At 65.1% G+C, this 22,191-nt stretch carries 17 protein-coding genes; 10 read left to right on the top strand and 7 right to left on the bottom strand.

Annotation, left to right across the window (positions count from 1 at the left end; genetic code table 11):
* Positions 1–176 precede the first annotated feature (176 nt).
* Together KUV74_RS06400 and KUV74_RS06405 are read right to left on the bottom strand one after the other, a co-directional pair.
* Complete coding sequence (locus tag KUV74_RS06400; protein ID WP_261395157.1) at positions 177–2,285, bottom strand: TonB-dependent siderophore receptor; 2,109 nt, start codon at positions 2,283–2,285, stop codon at positions 177–179.
* Between the two features lie 315 nt (positions 2,286–2,600).
* Positions 2,601–4,304 (bottom strand): multidrug ABC transporter permease/ATP-binding protein, encoded by a 1,704-nt coding sequence (locus tag KUV74_RS06405; protein WP_222515943.1) that lies wholly within the window; start codon positions 4,302–4,304, stop codon positions 2,601–2,603.
* A 384-nt stretch (positions 4,305–4,688) separates the two neighbouring features.
* On the opposite strand from KUV74_RS06405, the gene KUV74_RS06410 reads away from it, so the two are divergent.
* On the top strand, positions 4,689–5,291 hold the full coding sequence (locus KUV74_RS06410; RefSeq protein ID WP_222515944.1) for a PRC-barrel domain containing protein: 603 nt from the start codon (positions 4,689–4,691) through the stop codon (positions 5,289–5,291).
* A 267-nt stretch (positions 5,292–5,558) separates the two neighbouring features.
* Here KUV74_RS06410 and KUV74_RS06415 read toward each other — a convergent pair whose 3' ends face one another.
* The 5 genes from KUV74_RS06415 to KUV74_RS06435 form a co-directional block, all read right to left on the bottom strand.
* Positions 5,559–6,434 carry an ABC transporter ATP-binding protein gene (locus KUV74_RS06415; protein ID WP_083970345.1) on the bottom strand — a complete coding sequence of 292 codons (876 nt, stop codon included), beginning with the start codon at positions 6,432–6,434 and terminating at the stop codon, positions 5,559–5,561.
* Positions 6,435–6,495: 61 nt separating this feature from the next.
* Positions 6,496–7,611, bottom strand: coding sequence for an iron ABC transporter permease (locus KUV74_RS06420; protein ID WP_222515945.1), 1,116 nt, complete (start codon positions 7,609–7,611; stop codon positions 6,496–6,498).
* A 2-nt stretch (positions 7,612–7,613) separates the two neighbouring features.
* Positions 7,614–8,582 (bottom strand): iron ABC transporter permease, encoded by a 969-nt coding sequence (locus tag KUV74_RS06425; protein WP_261395215.1) that lies wholly within the window; start codon positions 8,580–8,582, stop codon positions 7,614–7,616.
* Between the two features lie 29 nt (positions 8,583–8,611).
* Positions 8,612–9,595 carry an iron-siderophore ABC transporter substrate-binding protein gene (locus tag KUV74_RS06430; protein WP_261395158.1) on the bottom strand — a complete coding sequence of 328 codons (984 nt, stop codon included), beginning with the start codon at positions 9,593–9,595 and terminating at the stop codon, positions 8,612–8,614.
* 168 nt (positions 9,596–9,763) lie between these two features.
* On the bottom strand, positions 9,764–11,641 hold the full coding sequence (locus tag KUV74_RS06435) for a ligand-gated channel protein (RefSeq protein WP_409996584.1): 1,878 nt from the start codon (positions 11,639–11,641) through the stop codon (positions 9,764–9,766).
* A gap of 557 nt (positions 11,642–12,198) precedes the next feature.
* Here KUV74_RS06435 and KUV74_RS06440 point away from each other — a divergent pair.
* The 9 genes from KUV74_RS06440 to KUV74_RS06480 all read left to right on the top strand — a co-directional run bounded on the left by KUV74_RS06440 (position 12,199) and on the right by KUV74_RS06480 (position 22,086).
* The gene (locus KUV74_RS06440) at positions 12,199–13,134 is read left to right on the top strand and encodes a LysR family transcriptional regulator (RefSeq protein WP_222515947.1); all 936 of its coding nucleotides are present in this window, start codon (positions 12,199–12,201) and stop codon (positions 13,132–13,134) included.
* A gap of 88 nt (positions 13,135–13,222) precedes the next feature.
* On the top strand, positions 13,223–13,441 hold the full coding sequence (locus KUV74_RS06445; protein WP_108132484.1) for a DUF1656 domain-containing protein: 219 nt from the start codon (positions 13,223–13,225) through the stop codon (positions 13,439–13,441).
* Positions 13,442–14,305, top strand: a complete 864-nt coding sequence (locus tag KUV74_RS06450; RefSeq protein ID WP_222515948.1) for an efflux RND transporter periplasmic adaptor subunit — start codon at positions 13,442–13,444, stop codon at positions 14,303–14,305.
* Positions 14,305–16,566 carry an FUSC family protein gene (locus KUV74_RS06455; protein ID WP_222515949.1) on the top strand — a complete coding sequence of 754 codons (2,262 nt, stop codon included), beginning with the start codon at positions 14,305–14,307 and terminating at the stop codon, positions 16,564–16,566. The genes KUV74_RS06450 and KUV74_RS06455 overlap by 1 nt, the downstream gene beginning before the upstream one ends.
* Positions 16,567–16,582: 16 nt before the next feature.
* Positions 16,583–17,458 carry an AEC family transporter gene (locus KUV74_RS06460; protein ID WP_045992015.1) on the top strand — a complete coding sequence of 292 codons (876 nt, stop codon included), beginning with the start codon at positions 16,583–16,585 and terminating at the stop codon, positions 17,456–17,458.
* 121 nt (positions 17,459–17,579) lie between these two features.
* A complete protein-coding gene (locus KUV74_RS06465; protein ID WP_222515950.1) occupies positions 17,580–18,710 on the top strand; it encodes a PQQ-dependent sugar dehydrogenase in 1,131 nt (376 codons plus the stop codon).
* A 373-nt stretch (positions 18,711–19,083) separates the two neighbouring features.
* The gene (locus tag KUV74_RS06470) at positions 19,084–20,286 is read left to right on the top strand and encodes a glycine betaine/L-proline ABC transporter ATP-binding protein (protein WP_045992017.1); all 1,203 of its coding nucleotides are present in this window, start codon (positions 19,084–19,086) and stop codon (positions 20,284–20,286) included.
* A gap of 5 nt (positions 20,287–20,291) precedes the next feature.
* Positions 20,292–21,125: an ABC transporter permease gene (locus tag KUV74_RS06475; RefSeq protein ID WP_045992040.1), complete on the top strand. Its 834-nt coding sequence runs from the start codon at positions 20,292–20,294 to the stop codon at positions 21,123–21,125.
* Between the two features lie 106 nt (positions 21,126–21,231).
* Positions 21,232–22,086, top strand: a complete 855-nt coding sequence (locus KUV74_RS06480) for a glycine betaine ABC transporter substrate-binding protein (protein ID WP_108448283.1) — start codon at positions 21,232–21,234, stop codon at positions 22,084–22,086.
* The last annotated feature ends 105 nt before the right edge of the window (positions 22,087–22,191 follow it).

Consider the following 22,191-nt stretch of genomic DNA (forward strand, 5'->3'; position numbering starts at 1 on the left):
GATAGAGAGATAGAGAGATAGATATGGTTATAGAAAGACAGGAATAGCGATAGCACTCGCCCCCTTCTTGGCCAGCTGTTCTTCCACCGGCAACCTTCTTACCAAGACGCCCGGCCGGGGAAACCGGTCGGGCGCCACTTGCATCGATCTTGTCGATCAAAACCTTTCGGCCTTTTCTAGAAGCGATAGCTCAGGCTACTGATCACGCTTCGCGATTCGCCGTAGTAGCACCAGTAGTCACAGGAGGCGACGTACTTTTCATCGGTCAGGTTGGAGACGTTGACCTGGGCGCGCCAGTGCTCGTCGAAGTCATAGCGCCCCATGGCATCGAAGACAGTGTAGTCGGTGACATTGATGTCACCATCCACCGACTCGCCGACGTGACGGATACCACCGCCAAGCGCCAGGCCATCGAGCCGTCCGCCCACAAAACTGTAATCCAGCCAGGCAGACGCCTGATGCCGAGGAATCAGCGAGGCACGATCGTCGTTCTCGTCTCGGGCATCGGTATAGGTGTAGGCAGCGGTGAGCTGCAGGTTGTCGGTCAAGTAGCCAACCCCTTCGAGCTCGATCCCCTTGGACTCTCGCTCCCCCTTCTGGATCGGCGTCCCGGTAGGCCCTGATACCAGGCTATTGCTTTCCTCAAGATCGAAATAGGCGGCCGACACATAGCCATCCCAGCCTGGAGGCGCATACTTCATTCCGAGTTCCCACTGCTCTCCTTCCAGTGGCTCATAAAGCGAGCCGCCATCGTCGGTCCTGGCCAGCGGTTGGAAAGACTCGGTGTAGCTGAGGTAGGGGTTGAGACCGATATCGCTCAGGTACATCACCCCGCCCGACCAGGTCACTTCGCTGTCATCGGCACGCTGCACCGCTTCGCCGCGAACCTCGTTGTCGGTCTCGGCATCGTCGTAGCGCACCGCTCCCAGCAGCACCCAGCGATCGTCGATACGCAGCTGGTCCTGCACGTAGATGCCCAACTGGTCCTTGTCGATATCACGATCTTTGGCCTGGTCACTGGTGGGTGCCGTGAAATTGCCATACTCAGGCGAAAACAGGTCGATGGAGTCGCCGAAGGGAAAGACATCGGTCTCTTCTCCCTCGAGGCTCAGATCCTGGTAATCCACCCCCATCAGCAGGGTGTTTTCGGTACGCTCGGTGAACCAGGTCCCCACCATGCGGTTATCCACGGTAAAGCTGTCGATGTCACCGTCACGTTGCAGGTGACCACGTGCGCCAGTGGTCGGAGAGTCCGCAAAGACCATGTAGGTACTGCGCAGGTCGAGGTCGAGCTCGCTGTAGCGCAGGTCCTGCTCGAAACGCCAGGTGTCACTGAAGCGGTGGCGGAACTCGTAACCCAGCGACATCTGGGTATGTTCATCCTTGTCGTAGCCCGGCTCACCATAGTTGGTGTCCCGGTCGATGGTACCGAACGGCGTATCATGCACGGTGCCGTAGGGCGTCTTGAAGGGGTTGGTCGGAACACCGTCATCCTTCTGGAAGCTGGTCAACAGCGTCAACTGGGTGTCGTCCGACAGGTCCCATTCCAGGCTCGGAGCAATGTAGTAGCGATCGTTGTAAGTATCGTCCAGATCACCATCACGCTCCTTGTAGAGCCCGACAAAGCGATAGCGCACATCGCCGCTTTCGGTCACCGGACCAGAGCTGTCGAAGGCAATCTGACGGTGATCACGATTGCCCACCTGTACCTGGATCTCGCCCTGGGGTTCCGCTGTGGGGCGCTTGCTGACGGCGTTGATCAGGCCGCCAGGGGGCGCCTCACCGTAGAGGATGGATGCCGGCCCCTTGAACACCTCGATGCGCTCGAGCCCAAAAGGCTCCGGTAGCCATTGGTAAAACCCTTCGCGGTAGATGCGCAGACCATCCTGATAGGTCGCCTGATCGAAACCACGCACCTTGAACCAGTCGGTGTTGTTGTCGGAGCCATAGTGACCCGACAGAACACCGGCGCGGTAGCGAAAGGCCTCATCGATCTGCTGGACGTTGCGCTCGTCGAGCTCCTCTCTGTCGACGCTGGATACCGAGCGGGGCGTCTCGAGCAGCGGTGTATCCACCTTCAGGGCCGTCGCGGTGACGACCATGTTGTCCTGCGCGACATAGGACGCAGACTCTTCCTGGGCAAACGCCATCCCCGCCCCGGCAAGTGGCGCCAGGCCCAGCGCGAGTCGCACGGCGATGGCAAGCGGACGGCGGGAGACAGGGCTGCCCGGCAGGGAGTCGGTGAACCGTGGGCTGGCGGATGGACGGGGACTGGCGGGTTGCATGCGGTAGGCCTCGGAGCGCATCGAAGACGACAACGAACGACGTTGAACGTTCGTGAAACATCTTCGGCATGCTAATTGTTTTCATTTTTACACGCAATCAAGACCAGCTTTCATTTACAGGAATTCCGCCAAAGGCCGATGTCGATCAAGGACTGCGAAACCACCTCGCGCCATCAGCGACACCAGAGCGTCCCGTCAACCGCAGGCAGGCGAGGGCCCGAGCCAGTCATGGACGGGGCCCAAGGATGTCAGGCAGGGGTTGTGGACGAATCGCTGAATGGTGGCGAGAGCGCTCTACCGGCAGAGCGAATCGCCCTACAGCGGATCGAGCCGGGCCACGGCATCCCGACTGGCGGCCTCGCGGCTGGACCCGGTGAGTTCGACAAGCTGCCCCGAGCGCATCTCGAACAACCGGTCGGCGTGCTGGAAGTAGTGATCGTCGTGGCTGATGGCGAACACCGTCTTGCCCATGTCCTTGAGTCGCGGCAGCAGCTCACGATAGAACACCCGTCGGAACTGCGGGTCCTGGTCGGCGGCCCATTCGTCGAGCAGCAGGATATCTCGCTCCTCGGCCACCGCCATCAACAGTGCCAGCCGCTTGCGCTGCCCCTGGGACAGCTCCGGGTTGGTGACCCGCTGGCCGTCGAAGTGAAGCTTCTCGCGCATCGCCAGGTACTCGAGCCAGTCCTCGACCAGCGCGGGGTCGGCCTTGTCTCCGCCAGGGCCTATCAGGGTGTCGAACTGGTGGAAGTCGGTATACACCGCGGAAAAGCGCTGGCGATAGGCGCCCAGCTCATCGGCCCCCACCTCCTGGTCGTCGATCAAGAGACGCCCCTGGTGGGGCCGGTAGAGACCGGTCAGCAGCTTCGCCAGGGTCGACTTGCCGCTGCCGTTGCCGCCGATCAGAAATACCAGCTCGCCACGCCGCAGGGTCAGGTCCAGCGGCCCCACGGCGAAGCCCGGGCCTTTCGACGCTCGCCCTGCCCCGTCTTCTTCGTCGGACGCTTTAGCGGGCTCGGGGTAGCGAAAGGCCACGCCTTCAAGGTGCAACCGCTGCCAACGCTCACCGCCTGCCTCCTGCACCCCGAAGTCGCCCTTGGCCTCGGCCAGATCGAGTCCACGCAGTTTGTCGAAGGCCACCTGCGCGCTTAGCAGCGTCGGCAGTGCGCCCACCGCCGAGATCAGCGGGGTACGCAGGAACAACAAGGTCAACGAGAAGGTCGCCGCCACCTCGGTGGTGGCCCAGCCAAGCCCATTGGCCAGATAGAACACCACCCCGATGGCGCCGAGCATCATGATATTGGAGACATTGACCGCGCTCAGGTGATAGGTGTCGGCGCGGATGACGTGGTGACGATAGCGGCGGGCATCACGATCGTAGGTCTCCTCGAACAAGGCTCGCGCCCGGGTGCGATTGAGCGCCAGTTCCTTGCGTCCATCGATGACCGCCTGATAGTCGCGATAGAGCGAATCTTCGGTCGCACGAACCTGGGCCAGATGGCGGTAGACCCGCCCTACCAGCCAGGCCCCTCCTGCCATGGTCAGCGTGACCCACAGCGCGGTGACCAACAGCAGCCCGGGGGACAGCCAGCCGAGATACAACGCCGAGCCCAGCGTCAGCACGATGCCCTGAACCAGCTCGGGCAGACGTACGAAAGCGATGGTGATATTGCGGATATCGCTGGACAGACTGGCCAGTAATTCGGCGCTGCCCAGGCGTTCGAGGCGCTCGATATCGGTATCGAGGATCTGCTTGACCAGACGGCCTCTCAGGCCATAGACAAAGTGATGGCCCAGGGTGGTCAAGGCCAGCTGAGAGGCCAGAGTCACGGCCAGCAATGCCACGATCACCCCGAGAAACTGCGGCAGCACGCCGAGCGCATCTCCGGACACCTCGATCAAGCGGCGGTTGATAAAGGCGATGGCGCCGATACCCAGTCCGGCACTGGCAAGGCTCAGCAGCATGACGCCGATAAAGGGCCAGCGATAATGACGAAAGACGACGCTCAACAATTCCACGAAACAGGACCTCGAGGGGCGGGCCAGACGGCGCTTTCGCACCGCTTAAACGGTGTCGATCGTCGCCCTGGCCATGATAATGCGGACAAGGGGCCGGTATTGTCCCAGAGGCAACACACCATGGAAAGCCGCATGCGCACCTGACTTTTCAAACAGGGATCATCCCTGAAATAGCGCCAGGTCGGCTCTCTCGAGCACGTTTGAAACAAGCTCTGTGGTGGCGTCATCGATAGGCAACAGAGCCTTGCATGTTTCTTTCACAAGACTGGCTTGAAATCTTGTACATAACCTCCACAATGATTCGTGCAACATCGCAAGTCGCAGCACAGGAACCCGCTGCGACCGATGACATCGCTGGAACCATCCGCGAGAAGGAGAAATGGAATGATCCGCAAGAATCTGCTGACTACCGCTATCGCAAGCACCGTCTTCGCCGGCACCATGGCCGTGGGCACCAACGCCTTCGCCGAGCAGAACACCGCTCAGAATAATGGCGCCGGTAACCAGCAGCAGGCTCAGGGCCTCTACTCCGCCGATGAGCTGATGGACGCCGACGTTTTCGCCAAGGGTTCGAGCGAGGATGGAGTGGGCGAAGTCGAGGACATCCTTCTCGACAATGACATGAAGGTCCGCGCCATCGTCGTCGAAGCGGGCGACCTGCTTGACCTCGGCGGCAGCGAGTATGTGGTCGAAACCGGCAACTTCACCGTGCAGACTGCCAACGGCGACAGCCTCGACAACATCGAGTACAGCGTTCATCTGGACATGACTCAGGACGAGGTGTCCCAGCTGCCCGAATACACCGATACCTGGTGGAACCAGACCAAGTCCAGCGTTCAGCAGGCCTGGATGGACACCAAGGAAGGCGCCCAGAGCGCCTGGCAGACCACCAAGTCTGCTACCGCCAACGCCCTGACCAGCGCCGGCAACGCCATCGAAGGTGCGGGCGACAATGCCCAGGACGCCGCTCAGGACGCTACCAACTAAGAGCGATCCGAAGCTGACGGGCAGCACCCGTCAGTCAGCGAACACACCCGGCCTTCGCGCCGGGTGTGTTGCGTCTGGCTCCCCGAATTCGCTTCCCTAAAGGCCTGCATACCCGGTCGGCCCCGCCAACCATGACCCGCCGCCGACTATTCCTCGCGCCGACTAAGCCTCGCGCCAACCAGGCCCTGCCGACCAAGACCTGGCGACTAGGCCTCGCGCCAACTAGGCCCTTCTGACCAAGACCTGCCGACCAAGACCTGCCGACGATTAAGCTCTCCGACTAAGCCCGGCCAGCAATGGCTTGCCGGTCAGCGGGTCTTCCACCAGCGAGCAGTCCACGTCGTAGAGTTGCCTGACCAGTGCCGGCGTCACCACCTTTTCCGGCTCGCCCTCTGCCACCAGGCGCCCATCGCGCATGGCGACCAGGTGATCGGCGTAGCGGCAGGCGCTGGAAAGATCGTGGACCACCATGATCACCGTACGCCCTCGTTCCACCAGCCGATGCAGCAGTTCGAAGACCTCCAGCTGGTGGCCCAGATCCAGCGCCGAGGTGGGCTCGTCGAGCAGAATGATCGGCGTCTGCTGGGCGATGGTCATGGCGATCCAGGCGCGCTGGCGCTGACCGCCGGACAGGGTATCGAGGGCGCGTTCGGCCAGGTCCTCAAGCCCCGCCGCGGCGATGGCGCGCGCCACCACCGCCTGGTCCTCCTCGCTCCACTGGCGATACCAGGCCTGGTGGGGCTGGCGCCCGAAGCGAATCAGGTCGCTGACGCTCAGCCCCTCCGGGGCCGACGCTTCCTGGGGCAACAGGGCGATGCAGCGGGCCAGCTTGCGCGCCGCAAACCGCTTGAGGTCCTGGCCTTCGAGCCAGACGCGCCCGCCACTTGGTGCATGCAGGCGGGACAGCCCGGCCAGCAGCGTCGACTTGCCGCAGCCGTTGGGGCCGACGATGGCGGTGAGCTTGCCCCGCGGGATCGTCAGGTCGAGACCATCGATGACCTTGTGACGGCCGTGGCAGAGCACCAGATCCTCGACCACATAGGGATGCGGCACTGCGGTGTCCCGCTGCTGGCCCGAATCCGGGTGCGAAGCCACCTCAGCCCGGGGAATCCCATCGGATCGTGAAGACAGCGTCAGTGACATCAAGGTCCCCTTGCACAAGCGCCCCCGGCCGCCATTGGCCCGGGAGCGGGTCAATATGAATTCAGCGGCGAATCAGTATCCACAGAAGCCAGGGGCCACCGACCACGGCGGTGACGATGCCCACCGGCAGCTCCAGCGGCGCCAGCATCAATCGTCCTGCCAGGTCGGCCAGTACCATCACCGCCGCCCCGGCCAGGGCCGCACCGATCAACGGCACCTGACGGTTGCCGCACAGATGGCGCGCGATTTCCGGACCCAAAAGCCCCACCATGCCGACCGGCCCCGCCACCGATACCGCCAGCGCCGTCAACGCCACCGATACCACCAGCACCTGCAGCCTGCGACGCCTGAGCGGCGTTCCCAGGCCGAGTGCCACGGCGTCGCTGAAACGCATCAGGCTAAGCGAGCGCGACAGCCACAGCGCCACCGGGGTGAGCAGCGCAAGACCGATGGCGAGAACGACGACGGCTCCGGCCGGCCGTGAGTTCAGGGTGCCCACGGTCCAGGGGTAGGCGGCGTTGGCCGCATCGATGGCGGCACGCGACAGTATCAGCTGGGTCACCGCAGCGAAGATCGCCCCGACGCCGATGCCGGCGACGATAAAGCGATAGCCCTTGGCACCGCCCTTCGCACCGCCCCCGGCGGCCAGACCGAAGGTCAGGGCCGCTGCGGTGGCCGCCCCGGTCAACGCCATGGCAGAAGGCGCCAGGCTCAAGCCCATCCCCACCACCGAGGCCACCGCAAAGGCGGTGGCGCCGTTGTCGATGCCGATGATGCCGGGCGTGGCCAGACGGTTGCGCGCCAACGTCTGCATCAGGCACCCCGACAGCCCAAAGGCGGCACCGCTGGCAAGCGCCGCCAACAGCCGTGGCAGGCGTAGCTGTTCCACCACGAAGGTATCGAGCATCGCGCCCTGTCCATTGATGACCGCCCAGATTTTACCCGGCGACAGCGGCTTCTCGCCGAGGCACAGATAGGCCAGACTCGCCCCGACCAGCAAGACAGCGAGCAACAGGGCGCCGAAAAGCTGGCGTCGATCGACCAGCAGGCTGAACCGCCCACTGCGCAGCAGCCACATGCCGTCGGGGGTGGCGCTGGCATCGCGGCGGCCGTGACAGTCGCGATATACATCCGGCGAGCGGGTGGCGGCGGCAGACAAGGAACGATCATCCAGCATGGTCACAGGCTCGGCAGGCGGCGGGCGCGGACGACGCTGATCAGCACCGGCGCCCCGCATAGCGCGGTCAGCACCCCCAGCGGCATCTCCGAGGGCGCCACCAGGCGGCGCGAGATCACGTCGGCGATCAGCACCAGTAGAGGCCCCAGCGGCAGGCACAGCCACAGGGTGCGACGCAGCTCCGGGCCGGCGATGGCACGGGCGATAAAGGGCACCACCAGGCCGACGAAGGCGATCGGCCCGGCGATGGCGGTGGCCCCGCCCACCAGCAGGGCGACGATCAGGATGGCCAATAGCCGCAGTCGCCCCGGATGGTGACCGAGACCGGCGCTGGCGCGCTCGCCCAGCGCCAGGCTGGCCAGCGGCCGCACCACCATCACCAGCACCAGCGCCGCCAGCGCCATGCTGGGCAGTACCGCCAGCAGGTCGTCGAGCCGCCGTCCCGACAGGCTACCCACCACCCAGAAACGAATCTCGTCGGCGGCGCGCCGGTCGGTGATAAGGATCAACGAGGTCATCGCGCCAAGCAGCCCCGAAAAGGCCGCCCCCGCCAGCACCAGGCGCACCGGATCGGCGCCGAGCCCACGGATACGGCTGACCCCGAGCACGCACAGACAGCCGAGCAAGGCCCCCAACTGGGCCACGCCGATGCGCAGCTCCAGCAGGCTGCCTCCCAGCAGCAACATCAGCGCGACGGCAAAGGCGGCGCCGGCACTGACGCCGAGCAGGCCCGGCTCGGCCAGGGGATTACGGGTGATCGACTGCAGCAGGGTACCGGAGACGCCCAGCGCCACCCCTACCACCAGGCCGACCAGGGTCCGCGGCAGCCTCAGGTCCCACACCACGAAGCGTGCCTCCTCGTTGCCCAGGCCCAGCAGCGCCTGGAACGACAGCACCGGGCCGATCTCCCCGGCACCCACGACAAGGCTCGCCACGATGGCGAGCCCAAGCAGAACGACAAGGCCGAACAGGATTCCTGCGGGTAAGCTGCGCTCTGCACTCACGGTGTCACGACGCCCTCCAGGGCCTGCTCGATGTCATCGAGCACCGCCTGGGCAGCGATGGGACCGCTGGCACTGGTCCACAACTGGCCGTCCACCGCCACCACACGGTCGTTGCCGACCACCGACAGGCGCTTGAAGGCGTCGCTCTGCATCGCCTGATCCAGCGCCTCGGCCCCGTTGGCGTCCAGGGTCGCGACGAACAGCCAGTCACCGTCGACCCGGGACAGCGCCTCCAGGCTCAGCGGGTCGCTGTGGGGCCGTCCCTGCGGCACCAGCTGATCGTCCTGGACCTCGAGGCCGGCGGCGGCGAGCAGGCCAGTGGTGAAAAGCTCGGTGGACATCACCAGGGGCCCCTGGGGCATCCAGCGAATCAGGAAGGCGTTGTCCTGGGACGTCTCTGCCTCGAAGGTAGCGGCGAGCTCGGCGGCGCGCGCTTCGACCGTCTCGATGGCGCGATCGATCTCGCTTTCGTGGCCCAGCGCCCTGCCGAACAGCCGCGCCTCGTCCTTCCAGGCCTCAGGGTCGAAGCCCTCGGTCGCCGGCACCACGGTGGGGGCAAGCTGCGACAGCAGCGCGTAGGTATCCTCGGACAGTCGCGAGGAAGCCAGGATCAGGTCCGGCTCGAGCCCGACCACCGCTTCCACATTGACCTCGCCGGCGGTGCCCACGATCTGGATATCGGGCACCTCATCCTTCAGGTAGTCGGCCACGTCCTCGGCGGCACGGGTCGCCACCGCGCCAAGCGGCGTCACCCCGGCGGCCAGGGAGGTGTCCAGTGCCCCTTCGTAGAGCGTGACAACCCGCTCGGGCTGGCCCTGGATCTCGACCTCACCGAAGGCGGTGTCGAGGACGCGAGGTTCCTCCTGCGCGCTGGCCACCCCCAGGGTGACCAGGCTGAGTCCGAGTGCCAGGCCGATCCCCGGGCCTACTTTCTGGCCCAGCGCGACGGCGCCTCGGGCCAGGGGTGACATTCCACGCATGCTCATCTTCCTTGTCGGTTCCCCCGCACCAGGGCGGGGCATCACTATTGACGCTTATAGTAATCAATCTCGTTTGAGAATACCTGCCCTTCTCGTCCAGGCTCGCGCAACGATGCGTTCGATCATGGCGGACAGGCATTCCCATTTCTTCCCTTGGCCCCTCAGGGATCAGAAATCGACGTTCAGCCCCAGCCACAGCCGGCGGCCATCCTCGACGTAGCCATACTCGTCGTAGTCGATGTCTTCATCGAACAGGTTGTAGATGCCGACGTTGACGCGGGCGGCGTCGGTCAACTGATAGCCAAGGCCGGTGTCGACGAAGGTGTAGTCCGGCGCGACGATTTCACTCTGGGATGGGCCGGTGGTGGGCTGACTCTCGTCGCCACGGTAGGTGACCCGGGTCCACTGGGACAGGCGATCGTTGATCTCCCAGTCGAGACTGGCCGAGAACTCGTGCTCCGGCAGCTGAGTCAGGGGCTCGCCCTCGTACTCGCCACTCTTCTGCTCGGAGTCGGTGTAGGTGTAGCTCGCCGACAGCTCGAGCGAGTCGCCAAGCGGCGTCGACAGCGACAGCTCCACCCCCTGGGTGACCGCTTCGTCGACGTTGACCCGATAGGTGGGGTTGCTGCCGAACTGGTTGGGGCCGTCGGTACAGACGTCGGCCGGACACTCGATCCGCGTGATCTTGTCGTCGAAGTCGTTGTGGAACAGCGTGGCGCTGGCCGACAACCCGCCAGCCCCGTTATAGAGAAGGCCCAGCTCCTTGTTGAGCGAGGTCTCCGGCTCGAGATCCGGGTTGCCGTAAACGTCACCGCCGCGGCTGACCTGGCCCCAGTCCGGGGTGATTTCCCTGAGGTCCGGCGAGCGATAGCCGGTGGACACGCCACCCTTGAGGGTCCAGTCCTGGGTCATGTGCCACACGCTGTAAAGCCGTGGGCTGATCTCGGAGCCGTAGTTCTCGTCATGATCCATGCGCACGCCACCGGTCAGCGACCAGTCGTCGAGCAGCATCCATTCGTCCTCGGCGAACAGCGCCCATTGGCTGTTGCGGACATTGGTGAGATCCGATATCTGGTTCGAGGTACGATCGTCCAGCTCCTCTTCCTCGAAGCTTGCGCCGACGGTGACGATATGGGCACCGAGCGGCACCACCAGGCTCGACTTGGCGTTGGTGTTGGTGATCTCCATCTCGCGGGTCTCGTTCTCGGACACCTCGCGCTGGACATAGGTCTCGCTGGTGCCGAAGGAGAAACGCCCGGTATGAGTCAGGGCGACGTACTCCTGGGTGTAGTCGTCGAAGCTGTCCTCACAGGCGCCACGACAACCGTCCGGATCGACGCTGTTGCCCACCAGCGCCTCGCGCTGCTGCTCGGTGCGACTGGCCTCCAGCGCCAGGTCGTGGTTGACGCTGGGTGTCAGCGACAACCTCGCGGTCAGGCTCTGGACCTGCTTGTCCTCGTAGCCATAGAGGATATTGTCTTCATCGCGCTGGGTCGCACGGCCGTAGAGGGTCAGCCCGGCCAGCCCCTCGACCAGCGGACCAGAGGTATAGAAGTTGGCCTGGCGGCTGTCGCCGGACGCGCTGTCTTCCTGCAGCATGGTGTCGAGCTGCAGGTTGCCGTGCCACTCATCGGCCACCTTGCGGGTGATGACGTTGATCACCCCACCGATGGCATCGGAGCCGTACAGGGTGGCCATGGGACCACGCACCACCTCGATGCGCTCGATGGCCTGCAGCGGCGGCAGCCAGTCCTGCTCGAAGCCGGCGCTGCCGTTGGGGCGGGTCTCACGAGTACTGACGCGGCGCCCGTCGATCAGCAGCAGGGTGTACTCCGCGGGCATGCCACGCATGCTGATGTCGTAGCCGTTGTCGCCACCACCGCCGCCGGTGACGATCACCCCGGGCACGTCACGCAGGGCGTCGGTGACGTCCTGGTAGTAGCGCTTCTCCAGATCCTCCCGGGTCACCACGCTGATCGAGGCCGGCGCATCGGCCACGCTCTGATCGAAGCCTGAGGCGGTGACCACCACGTCATCAAGCGCCATGTCTTCGGCGCCGAGCGCCGGCACTGCGCCACACAGGGCGATCCCCGACAGCCCCGCCGCCAGGCGGCGAATGTGAAGCGATAGAGGGTGAAGCGACAGGGAACGAGGTGACAGGCTGCGAGATGACAGAGGTTGAGCTGACAAGCGCTGAGGCAACATCTTCTTCATGACTCCGAAAAGGGGTGGCAAGCCACCCGGTGGCACGCGCAATGGCTGGCGTTTCAGGACCGCCGCCCTGGGTCGAGACGACCTGCGCACAACAATGAATGTGAATATTTATCATTTAGATTCTTCCATCAAAGTTGCACAATTGCTCGTGAACGTGACGTTGCAACTCTCGCAACCCCCTCCCGAAGCTGCCTTGCCTGCCTGATTCGCCCGCCCCTACTCGCCTTGCCCGCCTGCCCCCCCCCCCGGCTTGCATCGATCCACGCGCAGGAAGTGCACGGCTGGGCATGCGGTAGAGGCCGCCATCACAAGGGAGAATGATTTTCATCCGCACGATCTCGTGGCATACTGGCGGTTCGTGTTGCCCCTCTTCCCGCTTGCGTGATGCCATGCCAGATCTCGACGAACTGCTTGCCTTCAACCGCGTCATGGAGACCGGAAGCCTGACCCAGAGCGCCATCCAACTGGGTCTGGCGAAGTCGACCTTGAGCCGGCGAATCACCCAGCTCGAGTCGCGGCTGGGCCAGCCGCTGCTCAAGCGTCAGGCCAACCAGCTCCTGCCCACCGAGGCCGGACAGCGCTACTACGTGATCAGTCGGGAAATCCTGGAACTGGCCGAACAGGGTCAGCGCACCCTGGACAGCCTGCGCGAGGACGTCAGCGGCGAGCTTCATGTCGAAGCCCATCGCACCCTGACGCGAAGCTGGCTGGGCGGCGTGATGGAGACCTTTCTGGAACGTCATCCGGCGATACGCCTGACGCTGAGCACCGGCGAAACGGCGCCACGGGATCCCGACTTCCAGGGCATCTGCGTATGGCTTGGCGAGACCGACGAGGGCAACCTGCGCCAGGAGCGCCTCGGCGCGCTGGAGCGCGGCATCTACGCTCATCCGGACTATCTGGCGAAGCACGGTACCCCGGAGGCACCCGACGCCCTTGGCCATCACGCATGGATCGACCTGATGGGCGACAGTCAGGGCGGCATCACCCTGTCCCACCGTCACGGCGGCACGGTGCACTTCCAGCCACCGGCGTCACGCTTTCGCGTCGACCAGTCGATGCTGCATATCGACGCCATCGCCCGGGGACGCGGGCTCGGCATCCTGCCGGTGTGGACCACCGAAGCCCGCGAACGCCATCACCCCGGCGAACTGGTGCGCTGCCTGGAAGACTGGTCGCTGGCACCGCTGCCGGTGACCCTGCTTTACGGTTTCGGCCATCAGCCGCGCAAGGTCAGCGCCCTGCTCGACCATCTGCGCGACGCCGTGCCGGACGCCTGGCGAGCCCTGGAGACCACCGCCCTGCCCCGCCGTCAGGCGGGGTGAGCCCCTCCCGCCTTGCTTGCATGTTTGCTACGCTTGGTCTCGGTTACACGATTCACAACCGCACGGTTGAATCCCGGGGAGGCCCAGCATGGCGCTCAAGGAAGTCGCGCTTGGCGGTATCTATTTCAGCCCACTGCTGGTCTACGCCCTGATCGGACTGCTGCTCGCCGCAGTACTGCGCTTCGCCCTGCACCGCCTGTGTGGCACCTCTCGGCTGTGGTACGAGGCGTGGCTGGACACCTCTCTTTTCGTTCTGTGCACCGCCGGGGTCGCCTGGTGGGGTGCGCTTGCCAGCGGAGGCGCCTGAATGCGCAAGACCCTGCGCGTGCTGATCACCCTGGCGGTGGTCGCCGCCGCCGTGGCTGCCGGACTGTGGCTATGGCGCTACTATCTGTACAGCCCCTGGACCCGTGACGCCCGAGTCGGCGCCGACATCATCACCGTGGCACCCGACGTCTCGGGCCGGGTGATCGCCCTTGCGGTCGACGACAACGACCACGTTGAAAAAGGCCAGGTGCTGTTTCGTATCGACGATGCTCGCTACCAGGCCGCCCTGGCCAAGGCCTCTGCCATCGTCGCCCAGCGTGAGGCCGAGCTTGCACTAAAGGAACACGAGGCGTCGCGGCGAGAGCAACTCAGCCGCCAGGCGATCAGCGCCGAGAATCGCGAAAGCGCCAATCGTGACCGCGATGTCGCCGCCGCCGCCCTCGACCAGGCCCGCAGTGACCTGACCAGCGCCCGCCTGGACCTGGAGCGCACCGAGGTCACCGCCCCGGCCTCGGGACACCTGATCAACCTCAAGCTCACTCAGGGCAACTACGTCAATCGGGGCACCTCGGTCATGGCGCTGGTGGTGGAAGATTCCTACTACGTCACCGCCTACTTCGAGGAGACCAAGCGCCCTGCCCTGGCCGTGGGCGATCCAGCCAAGGTCATTCTGATGAGCGGCAACCTCGAGCTGGATGGCCACGTCGACAGCATCGGACGAGCCATCGCCAATGACAACGCCACCCCCAACGACCAGCTGCTGCCCCAGGTCGAGCCCACCTTCAGCTGGGTGCGCCTGGCCCAGCGCATTCCGGTACGCATCGCCCTCGACGAGGTGCCGACGAACCTCGACCTGAGCGCCGGCATGACCGCCACGGTGCGGGTCCGGCCCGAGTCTCGCTGATGCCTTTTTCGGTATGGTGGCAGGCCTACCTGACGCCGCCGGCCAGTGCGGTCAAGTTCGCCATCAAGGCCACCCTGGCCATGGGTCTGGCGCTGTACATTGCTCTCTGGTGCGACCTCGATCGTCCCTACTGGGCGCTGATTTCCGCCGCCTTTCTGCAGATTCGCCCGATGAGCGGCATGGTGCTGGAGAAAGGCATCAGCCAGATCACCGGCACCGTCGTCGGCTGCCTCGCCGGCATCGCCATCATGTCGCTGTTCGTGCAGTCGCCGACACCGGCACTGGTCTGTCTGACCGCCTGGATCATCCTGTGCGCCTACGCCGCCTCGGTGACCCGCAACAACGCTTCCTTCGGCTGCATCATGGCGGCCGTCACCGCCATGCTGATCGTGGTCATCACCGCCAGCGCCCCCACGGGTCTGTTCGCGGTGGCCGTGGCGCGCCTGTCGGAGCTGGCGCTGGGGGCCATCTGCGCCACCCTGGTCAGCGCCTTGCTGTGGCCGATTCAGGTCCGTGATCATCTCGCCGGCCTGGCCGATCAGGTGGTCAATCAGGCCTTCCTGCACGGCGCCCTGCGCCTGGACAACAGCGCCGATATCGCTGCCCTGCAAGCCACCCTGACCGCCAGTCTGCAACCCCTGACCCAGCTGGAAACCGATAGCCAGGCGGCACGCTACGAAGGCCCGGAAGGCATCGGCCGGCTACGCGCCAGCCATGTGCTGACGGTGCGCACCGCCCGCCTGCTGGCGATCCTCCACGCGCTGCAGCAACTGCTGCGCTCCCACGGCGGCGAGCTGCCATCGTCCACCAAACGCCTGATCGAGGACATGGCCAGTGACCTGCGCCGCAGCGCCGAGGGCAGCGGTGTGGCCCAGGCCCGCCAGCGGCTGCAGGCGCTCAGGCATCGGGCCCTTCAGTGCATGGCCGCAGACTTGGACGAGGGCATAGCTCCGGACTTAGACCAGGCCCCAGACCTGGCCTCGGACCAGGCCCCAGACCAGGCCGCAGGCCAAACCACAGCCCGGTGCGGGCGCAGCGCCAGTGGGCCCATCACCAGCGACCCCGAACCGACACGCACTACCGAGTCGCCAGAGGCGCTGCTGCAACGGCGCATCCATCTCGGCCTGCGCGAGGCCCTCGGCCACGCTCTGGTCATCCTCGATGCGCGAGAGGCGATCCACACCCCCGGCAAACGCCGCCTCAAGGCGCCGGCGCTGGCCTTTCACCGGGATCATCTGGAAGCCGCCCTCAACGGACTGCGAGCCGGACTGGTGTTCGCCCTGCTGGCCATCGTCTGGCGCTACACCGCCTGGGACAATGGTCAGATCGCGATGCTGGTCGGCACCCTGTTCTCGGCCTTCTTCGCGACCCGCGACAATCCGGCAGCGGTCGCCACCACCTTCCTCAAGGGGATGCTGGCGGCGGTGCCCAGCGCCTTGCTGTTCGGCCATGTACTGCTGGCCCAGGCCAATGACTTCGTCACCCTCGCGCTGGTGTTCATGCCGCCCTTGTTCCTTGGTCTGCTGGGCGCCGCCAACCCCCGCTTGATGGGCTATTGCCTGGCCTTCACCATCGGCAACATCCTGCTGACCATGCCCGGCAATGGCATGGACTTTTCCGTCGACGGCTTCCTCGGCCGCGCTATCGCCCTGCTGCTCGGGCTCTCCACCGTGGTGATGGCCTTTCGCCTGGCGCCAGGCCTCCCCACCACCATTCGCAAGCACCGGCTGGTCAGCGCCACGGTAGGCGACCTCCACGGGCTTCACCGGCGCAGCCTGCATGAAGCCGAGTCACGCTTCGGTGGTACCATGGCGGACCGCCTACTCAGGCTCGCCCAGCACGACGACAGCCTCCCGGAAGAACGCCGCTATCTATTTTCGCTGGGCCTGGTGGGGCTGGACCTCGGCTACGCCAGCCTCAATCTGCGGCGGCGCCTGGGCGGGCGCAGTGACGCGCTCGACCTCGCCCTTGACGACCTTGCCGCCGCCCTCGCCGACGACTACGGCGCCAGCGCCAGAGGCCACGCACCAGATAGAGCTCGTGAATACGGCAACCGGCTGCTGCAGACGCTTGAACAGCAGACGAATGACAGCGCCGAGCACCGGCTGATGGCGGGCCTGATCGAGCGCTTGACGATGTCGCTGGAGCGCCAGGCCGCTCGCTCTCGACAGGCCAGGCAAGCCGCGCCTGCTGTCGGCGTCGCTGGCCGGCAGCGTACTCCAGACCGACAGGGTGCCAAGGCCCCGGGTGTCGACCGATAAGGAGATAGATCCTCGCATGTTTGCCCAACTCTTCGCCGTGATGGCGCCGGTGATCACCGGCGCCGGTCTCGGATTCTTCTGGATCCGCCGCGGTTTCGACTATCCGGTGGCCTTCGTCACCAAACTGGTGTTCAACATCGGTACGCCTGCGTTGGTGATCGCCTCGCTGGCGGGTGCCGAGATCGACGCCTCGAGCTTCGGTCGCACCATGCTGGCGGCCGCCCTGGTGCTGTGCGCCATGGCCGCGCTGGCCTTCGTGCTGGCGCTGGTACTGCGCAAGGACTGGCGGGTACTGCTGGCTCCCACCATGTACCCCAACACCGGCAACATGGGGCTACCGGTGATCCTCTACGCCTTCGGCGAGGCTGGCTTCGCCTTCGGCATCACGGTGATGGTGACGGTGTCACTGTTCCAGTTCACCCTGGGCACCATGCTGGCCAGTCGTGGCAATCCGCTGAAGTCGCTGGTCAAGACGCCCACGGTCTACGCCATCCTGATCTCCATCGCGCTGTTGTTCACCGACACCGAACTGCCGCTGTGGCTGCAGAACAGCGTCGATCTGATTTCAGGCTTCACCGTGCCGCTGATGCTGATCACCCTGGGGGTGTCGCTGGCCAGCATCCAGGTCAGAAGCCTGCGCTCGGGTGTCTGGTTCAGCCTTTTGCGCATCCCCCTGGCGGCGGGCGTGGCCTGGGGCATAGGCATCTGGCTTGACCTGCCCCCCATGGCACTGGCGATCCTGGTGCTGCAGATGAGCATGCCGGTGGCGGTGTTCAACTATCTGTTTGCCCAGAAGTCCCAGCGCGAGCCCGCCTATGTGGCGAGCCTGGTGTTCTGTTCCACACTGCTATCCTTGATCTATCTACCGGTGCTGCTGGCGCTGCTGCTGTAACGCTTGTTGCCATTGGCAGGAAAAGCGTCTCCGTCGACCTGGCACGCCATCGCCGCTCGGCGTGCCCGGGACTGGGAAGCGGTCCGCCACCGGAAACCCATACTTGTCGTGCGGAGTCTCCATGTTGCGAAGCCTTTCCCTCGCCCTGCTGACATTGTCATTGCCTGCAGGCGCCCAGGCGGCGTCGTTGCCCGAGCAGGTGCCGGGGCTTCATCACCCGGTCGCGCTCGAGCTGATCACCGATGAGCTGGACACCCCCTGGTCGCTGGCCTTTCTGCCCGATGGGCGCATGCTGGTCGCCGAGCAGCCCGGGACCCTGGCGCTGGTGGATGACGGTGATGTCCAGAGACTCGACGGCCTGCCGGAGGTCTCACACCGCGGCCAGGGTGGGCTCTTTGACCTGGCGCTGCATCCGCAATTCGGCGATGGCACCCACGACTGGCTCTACTTCAGCTGGGCGAAGCCCGGCAAGGACGGCGACTCGGACGACGCCACGGCGGTATCACGGGTCAGGTTCGAGGACGACGCCCTGGGCGCGATAACGCCAATTTTTGTGCAGAATCGCTTTTCCACGCCAGGCCGCCATTATGGTGGCCGCCTGCTGTTCGACGACCAGGGCCTGCTGTGGCTGACCATCGGCGATCGCGGCGTCAGCAAAGGCCGCGCCCAGGACCCGGCAGACCACGCCGGCAGCCTGCTCAGGCTGACCGCAGACGGCGATCCCGCGCCGGACAATCCGGGCTTCGACGATGACGCGGCCCCCGAGGTCTACTCGATCGGCCACCGCAATCCTCAGGGCCTTGCCCAGGCTGCCGACGGCACCCTGTGGTCGACCGAGCACGGCCCGCGCACCGGCGACGAACTCAATCGTATTCTGCCCGGCGAGAACTACGGCTGGCCCGAGGTGACCCGCGGACGCGACTACGCCACCAACCTGCCGCTGGGCGTCGACAGTGCCCCGGGCATGCGCGATCCGGCGCATGTGTTCGAAGGACGCTTTGCGCCGTCCGGGCTCGCCGTGGTCAGCGGTGAAGAATTTCCCGCCTGGCAGGGCGATCTGCTGGCGGGCGGGCTTCGCGGCGAGCGACTGCTGCGCCTGCGCCTCGAGGGCGACAGCATCATCGAGCGCGAGGTGGTGCTGGATGGCGAGGTCGGCCGCATCCGCGACGTGCGGCTCGGCCCCGACGGCGCCATCTACCTGCTGACCGACAGCGATCCCGGTCGTCTGATCCGGCTGACGCGGGTACGCTGAGCGGCGCCGATACTGACCGCGACAGGAAGCGCGACAGGGAAATAGCTCCCCTTGCCCATGCCGTTCCGGCATGGGCTTCTCCCCCACTTCTACCCAATACCGCACCCATCGGGGCTTTCTCGATTCAGTCAACGTGCGCCCATGCTGAATTTGAATGATCTTTCAAAGACCTTTAGGGTATTGCACCTTTCTGCGCCTCAACGGTGAAAGCTGGCATGCTGTTCAGCCGTGGGGATGCGGCAAGGAGTGCCGCCCCTGACGCAGCCGCGCCAGCGCTGGACGATGAACGCCGACGCCAGGATGCACGTGACGTCGACCTTCATCGTTCGACCGGCTGGACGTGTTTACGCAACCCAACAAGGCACCCCTACCCATGAGCGAGAACCGATCCGTCAAGATCAAGGTTCGCGGGCTGAGCAAGGTCTTCGGCGACCAGCCGAAGAAGGCACTCAAGCTACGCGATGAAGGGCTCAAGCGTCCTGAAATCCTGGACAAGACCGGCCAGACCCTGGGCCTGTCGAACATCGACTTCGACGTCCATGAAGGCGAACTGCTGGTGATCATGGGCCTCTCAGGCTCGGGCAAGTCGACCCTGATCCGCTGCCTCAACCGGCTGATCGAGCCCACCGAAGGCGAGATCATCATCGACGGCGAGGACATTCCGCAGCTCTCCGACAAGGCACTACTGGAGTGCCGCCGTCGTCACTTCTCGATGGTCTTCCAGAACTTTGCCCTGTTCCCCCACCGTACCGTGCAGCAGAACGCGGAGTTCGGGCTGGAGATTCGCGGCATCGACGCCGACACCCGCGCCAAGACCGCCCGTGACGCCCTGACCCAGGTCGGGCTGAATGGCTGGGAAGACGCCTACCCCAATCAGCTGTCCGGCGGCATGCAGCAGCGTGTCGGCCTGGCCCGGGCGCTGGCCAATGACTCCACCGTGCTGCTGATGGACGAGGCCTTCTCGGCGCTCGACCCGCTGATCCGCAAGGATATGCAGCAGGAGTTGCTGGAACTCCAGCACCGCATGAAGAAGACCACGGTGTTCATCACCCACGATCTGGACGAAGCGCTGAACATCGGTGACCGCATCGTCCTGCTCAAGGACGGTGAGGTGGTGCAGATCGGCACGCCGGAGGAGATCCTGACCAAGCCGGCCGACGACTACGTCGAGCGCTTCATCGAAGGCGTCGACATGTCCCGGGTGCTGACCGCCGAGAGCGCCATGCGCCCGGTGCGCGCGACCGCCCGCGAGGACGACGGCCCGCGTACCGCACTGCGCAAGATGAAAGAAAACGCCATGGACTCGATCTACGTCACCAGCCGCGATCGCAAGCTCAAGGGACTGGTCGAAGCCGACGCCGCCAACAGCGCCATCCAGAGCGGACAGGACCGACTGGATAGCGTGATGACCCAGGACTTCCGCACCGTGGGTCCCGACGAGCCGCTGCACAATCTGTTCGCGCTGTTCAACGAAAAGAGCTTCCCCATCGCCGTCATCGACGACGAGCGACGCCTGCTGGGCGTGGTGGTCAAGGGCGCGGTACTGGATGAACTGGCACAGGCAGGAGACCACTAATGGCGATCGAGATTCCTCGCATTCCCCTCGGTGACTGGATCGAAACCGGCCTGAGCTGGCTGACCACCGAATACTCTGCCGTCACCCGCGGCATCTCGCGGATTACCCAGACCGGTATCGACGGTCTCAATGACGCCCTGATGTGGCTGCCCGACTGGGCCCTGCTGCTGATCATCGCCGGCCTGTGCTGGAAGATGGCAAGCCCCAGGCTCGCCATCGGCGCGGTCTTGGGCCTTGGCCTGATCTGGAACCTCGATCTGTGGGACCCGATGATCGAGACCCTGACCCTGGTCGTCATCGCCACCCTGGTGGCGGTGGTCATCGCCTTGCCGGTGGGTATCGCCGCGGCGCTGTCCGATCGACTCTATCGCCTGATCATGCCGGTGCTGGACTTCATGCAGACCATGCCGGCCTTCGTCTACCTGATCCCGGCGATCCCGTTCTTCGGTATCGGCTCGGTGTCGGCGATCTTTGCCACCGTGATCTTCTCCATGCCGCCGGCCATCCGCTTCACCACCCTGGGCATCCGTCAGGTACCGGTGGAGCTGATCGAGGCCGCCGACGCCTACGGCGCCACCCGCGGCCAGAAGCTGGTCAAGGTGCAGCTGCCGCTGTCGCTGCCCACGGTAATGGCCGGCATCAACCAGACCATCATGCTGGCCCTGTCGATGGTGGTGATCGCCGCCATGATCGGCGCCGATGGCCTGGGCAGCGAGGTCTGGCGAGCTATCCAGCGACTGCGTCCGGGCGATGGCTTCGAGGCCGGCATCGCGGTGGTCATCCTGGCGATGCTGCTGGATCGCCTGACCCAGTCCCTGCGCAAGGAGCGCAAGCAGTAAACGCTCGACGCGGGCTCCCTCGGCCGGGGGAGCCTGCGGGGCGGCATTTGCAAGACACTGTCGCCTGCTTCACGCTAATACCTCTTATCGCAAGGAGAGTCGCACCATGTCACCCAAGGCAACTCGTTCTCTCGGTCTGGCCCTGGCCATCAGCGCCGCCGCCACCAGTGTTCACGCCCAGGACAAGGGTTCCGTGCACCTGGCCTACGTCGAGTGGTCGTCCACCGTGGCGTCGACCAACGTGGTTCGTGCTGTGCTCGAACAGGCCGGCTACGAGGTCGAGACCTCCGCACTGTCTGCCGCGGCCATGTGGCAGTCCGTCGCCAGCGGCGACGCCGACGCTCTGCTCGCGGGCTGGCTGCCGACCACCCACGAGGACTACTACGCGCGCCTCCAGGACCAGCTGGTCGATGCCGGCGTCAACCTCGACGGCACCAAGCTGGGCCTTGCGGTCCCGGCAGATTCCGAGGTCGACTCGATTGATGAGCTCAATGAACACGCCGACCAGTTCAACGGCGAGATCATCGGCATCGATCCTGGCGCCGGCCTGATGCGTCTGACCGAGGAAGTGGTCGACGCCTACGAGCTCGACCTGGACCTGCGCACCGGCAGCGGCGCCACCATGACCGCCGCACTGGGCAGCGCCATCGACCGTGGCGAGCCGATCGTGGTCACCACCTGGACCCCGCACTGGATGTTCGCCCGCTGGGACCTCAAGTACCTCGAGGACCCCCAGGGCGTCTACGGTGGCGCCGAGCAGATCCACACCATCGTCCGTCAGGGCCTCGAAGAGGACATGCCGGAGGCCTACGCCATCCTCGAGAACTTCGAGTGGACCACGGAAATGATGGGTGAAGTCATGCTGATGAATCAGGAAGACGACACCGATCCCTACGAAAACGCCCAGAAGTGGGTCGAGGACAACCAGGACGTGGTCAAGGAGTGGCTCGGCGAGGCCTGAGTCCAATAGATGCCACGCCACCGTCATGATGCTGTGGCAATGGTCAGGGGTGCCACGGGGCGCCCCTGCTGTCGTTGCGGCCCGCACCTGCGTCGCCCACACGGT

The sequence above is a fragment of the Halomonas sp. DP1Y21-3 genome (assembly GCF_019801245.1).
In the GTDB taxonomy this organism is placed as follows: domain Bacteria; phylum Pseudomonadota; class Gammaproteobacteria; order Pseudomonadales; family Halomonadaceae; genus Halomonas; species Halomonas litopenaei.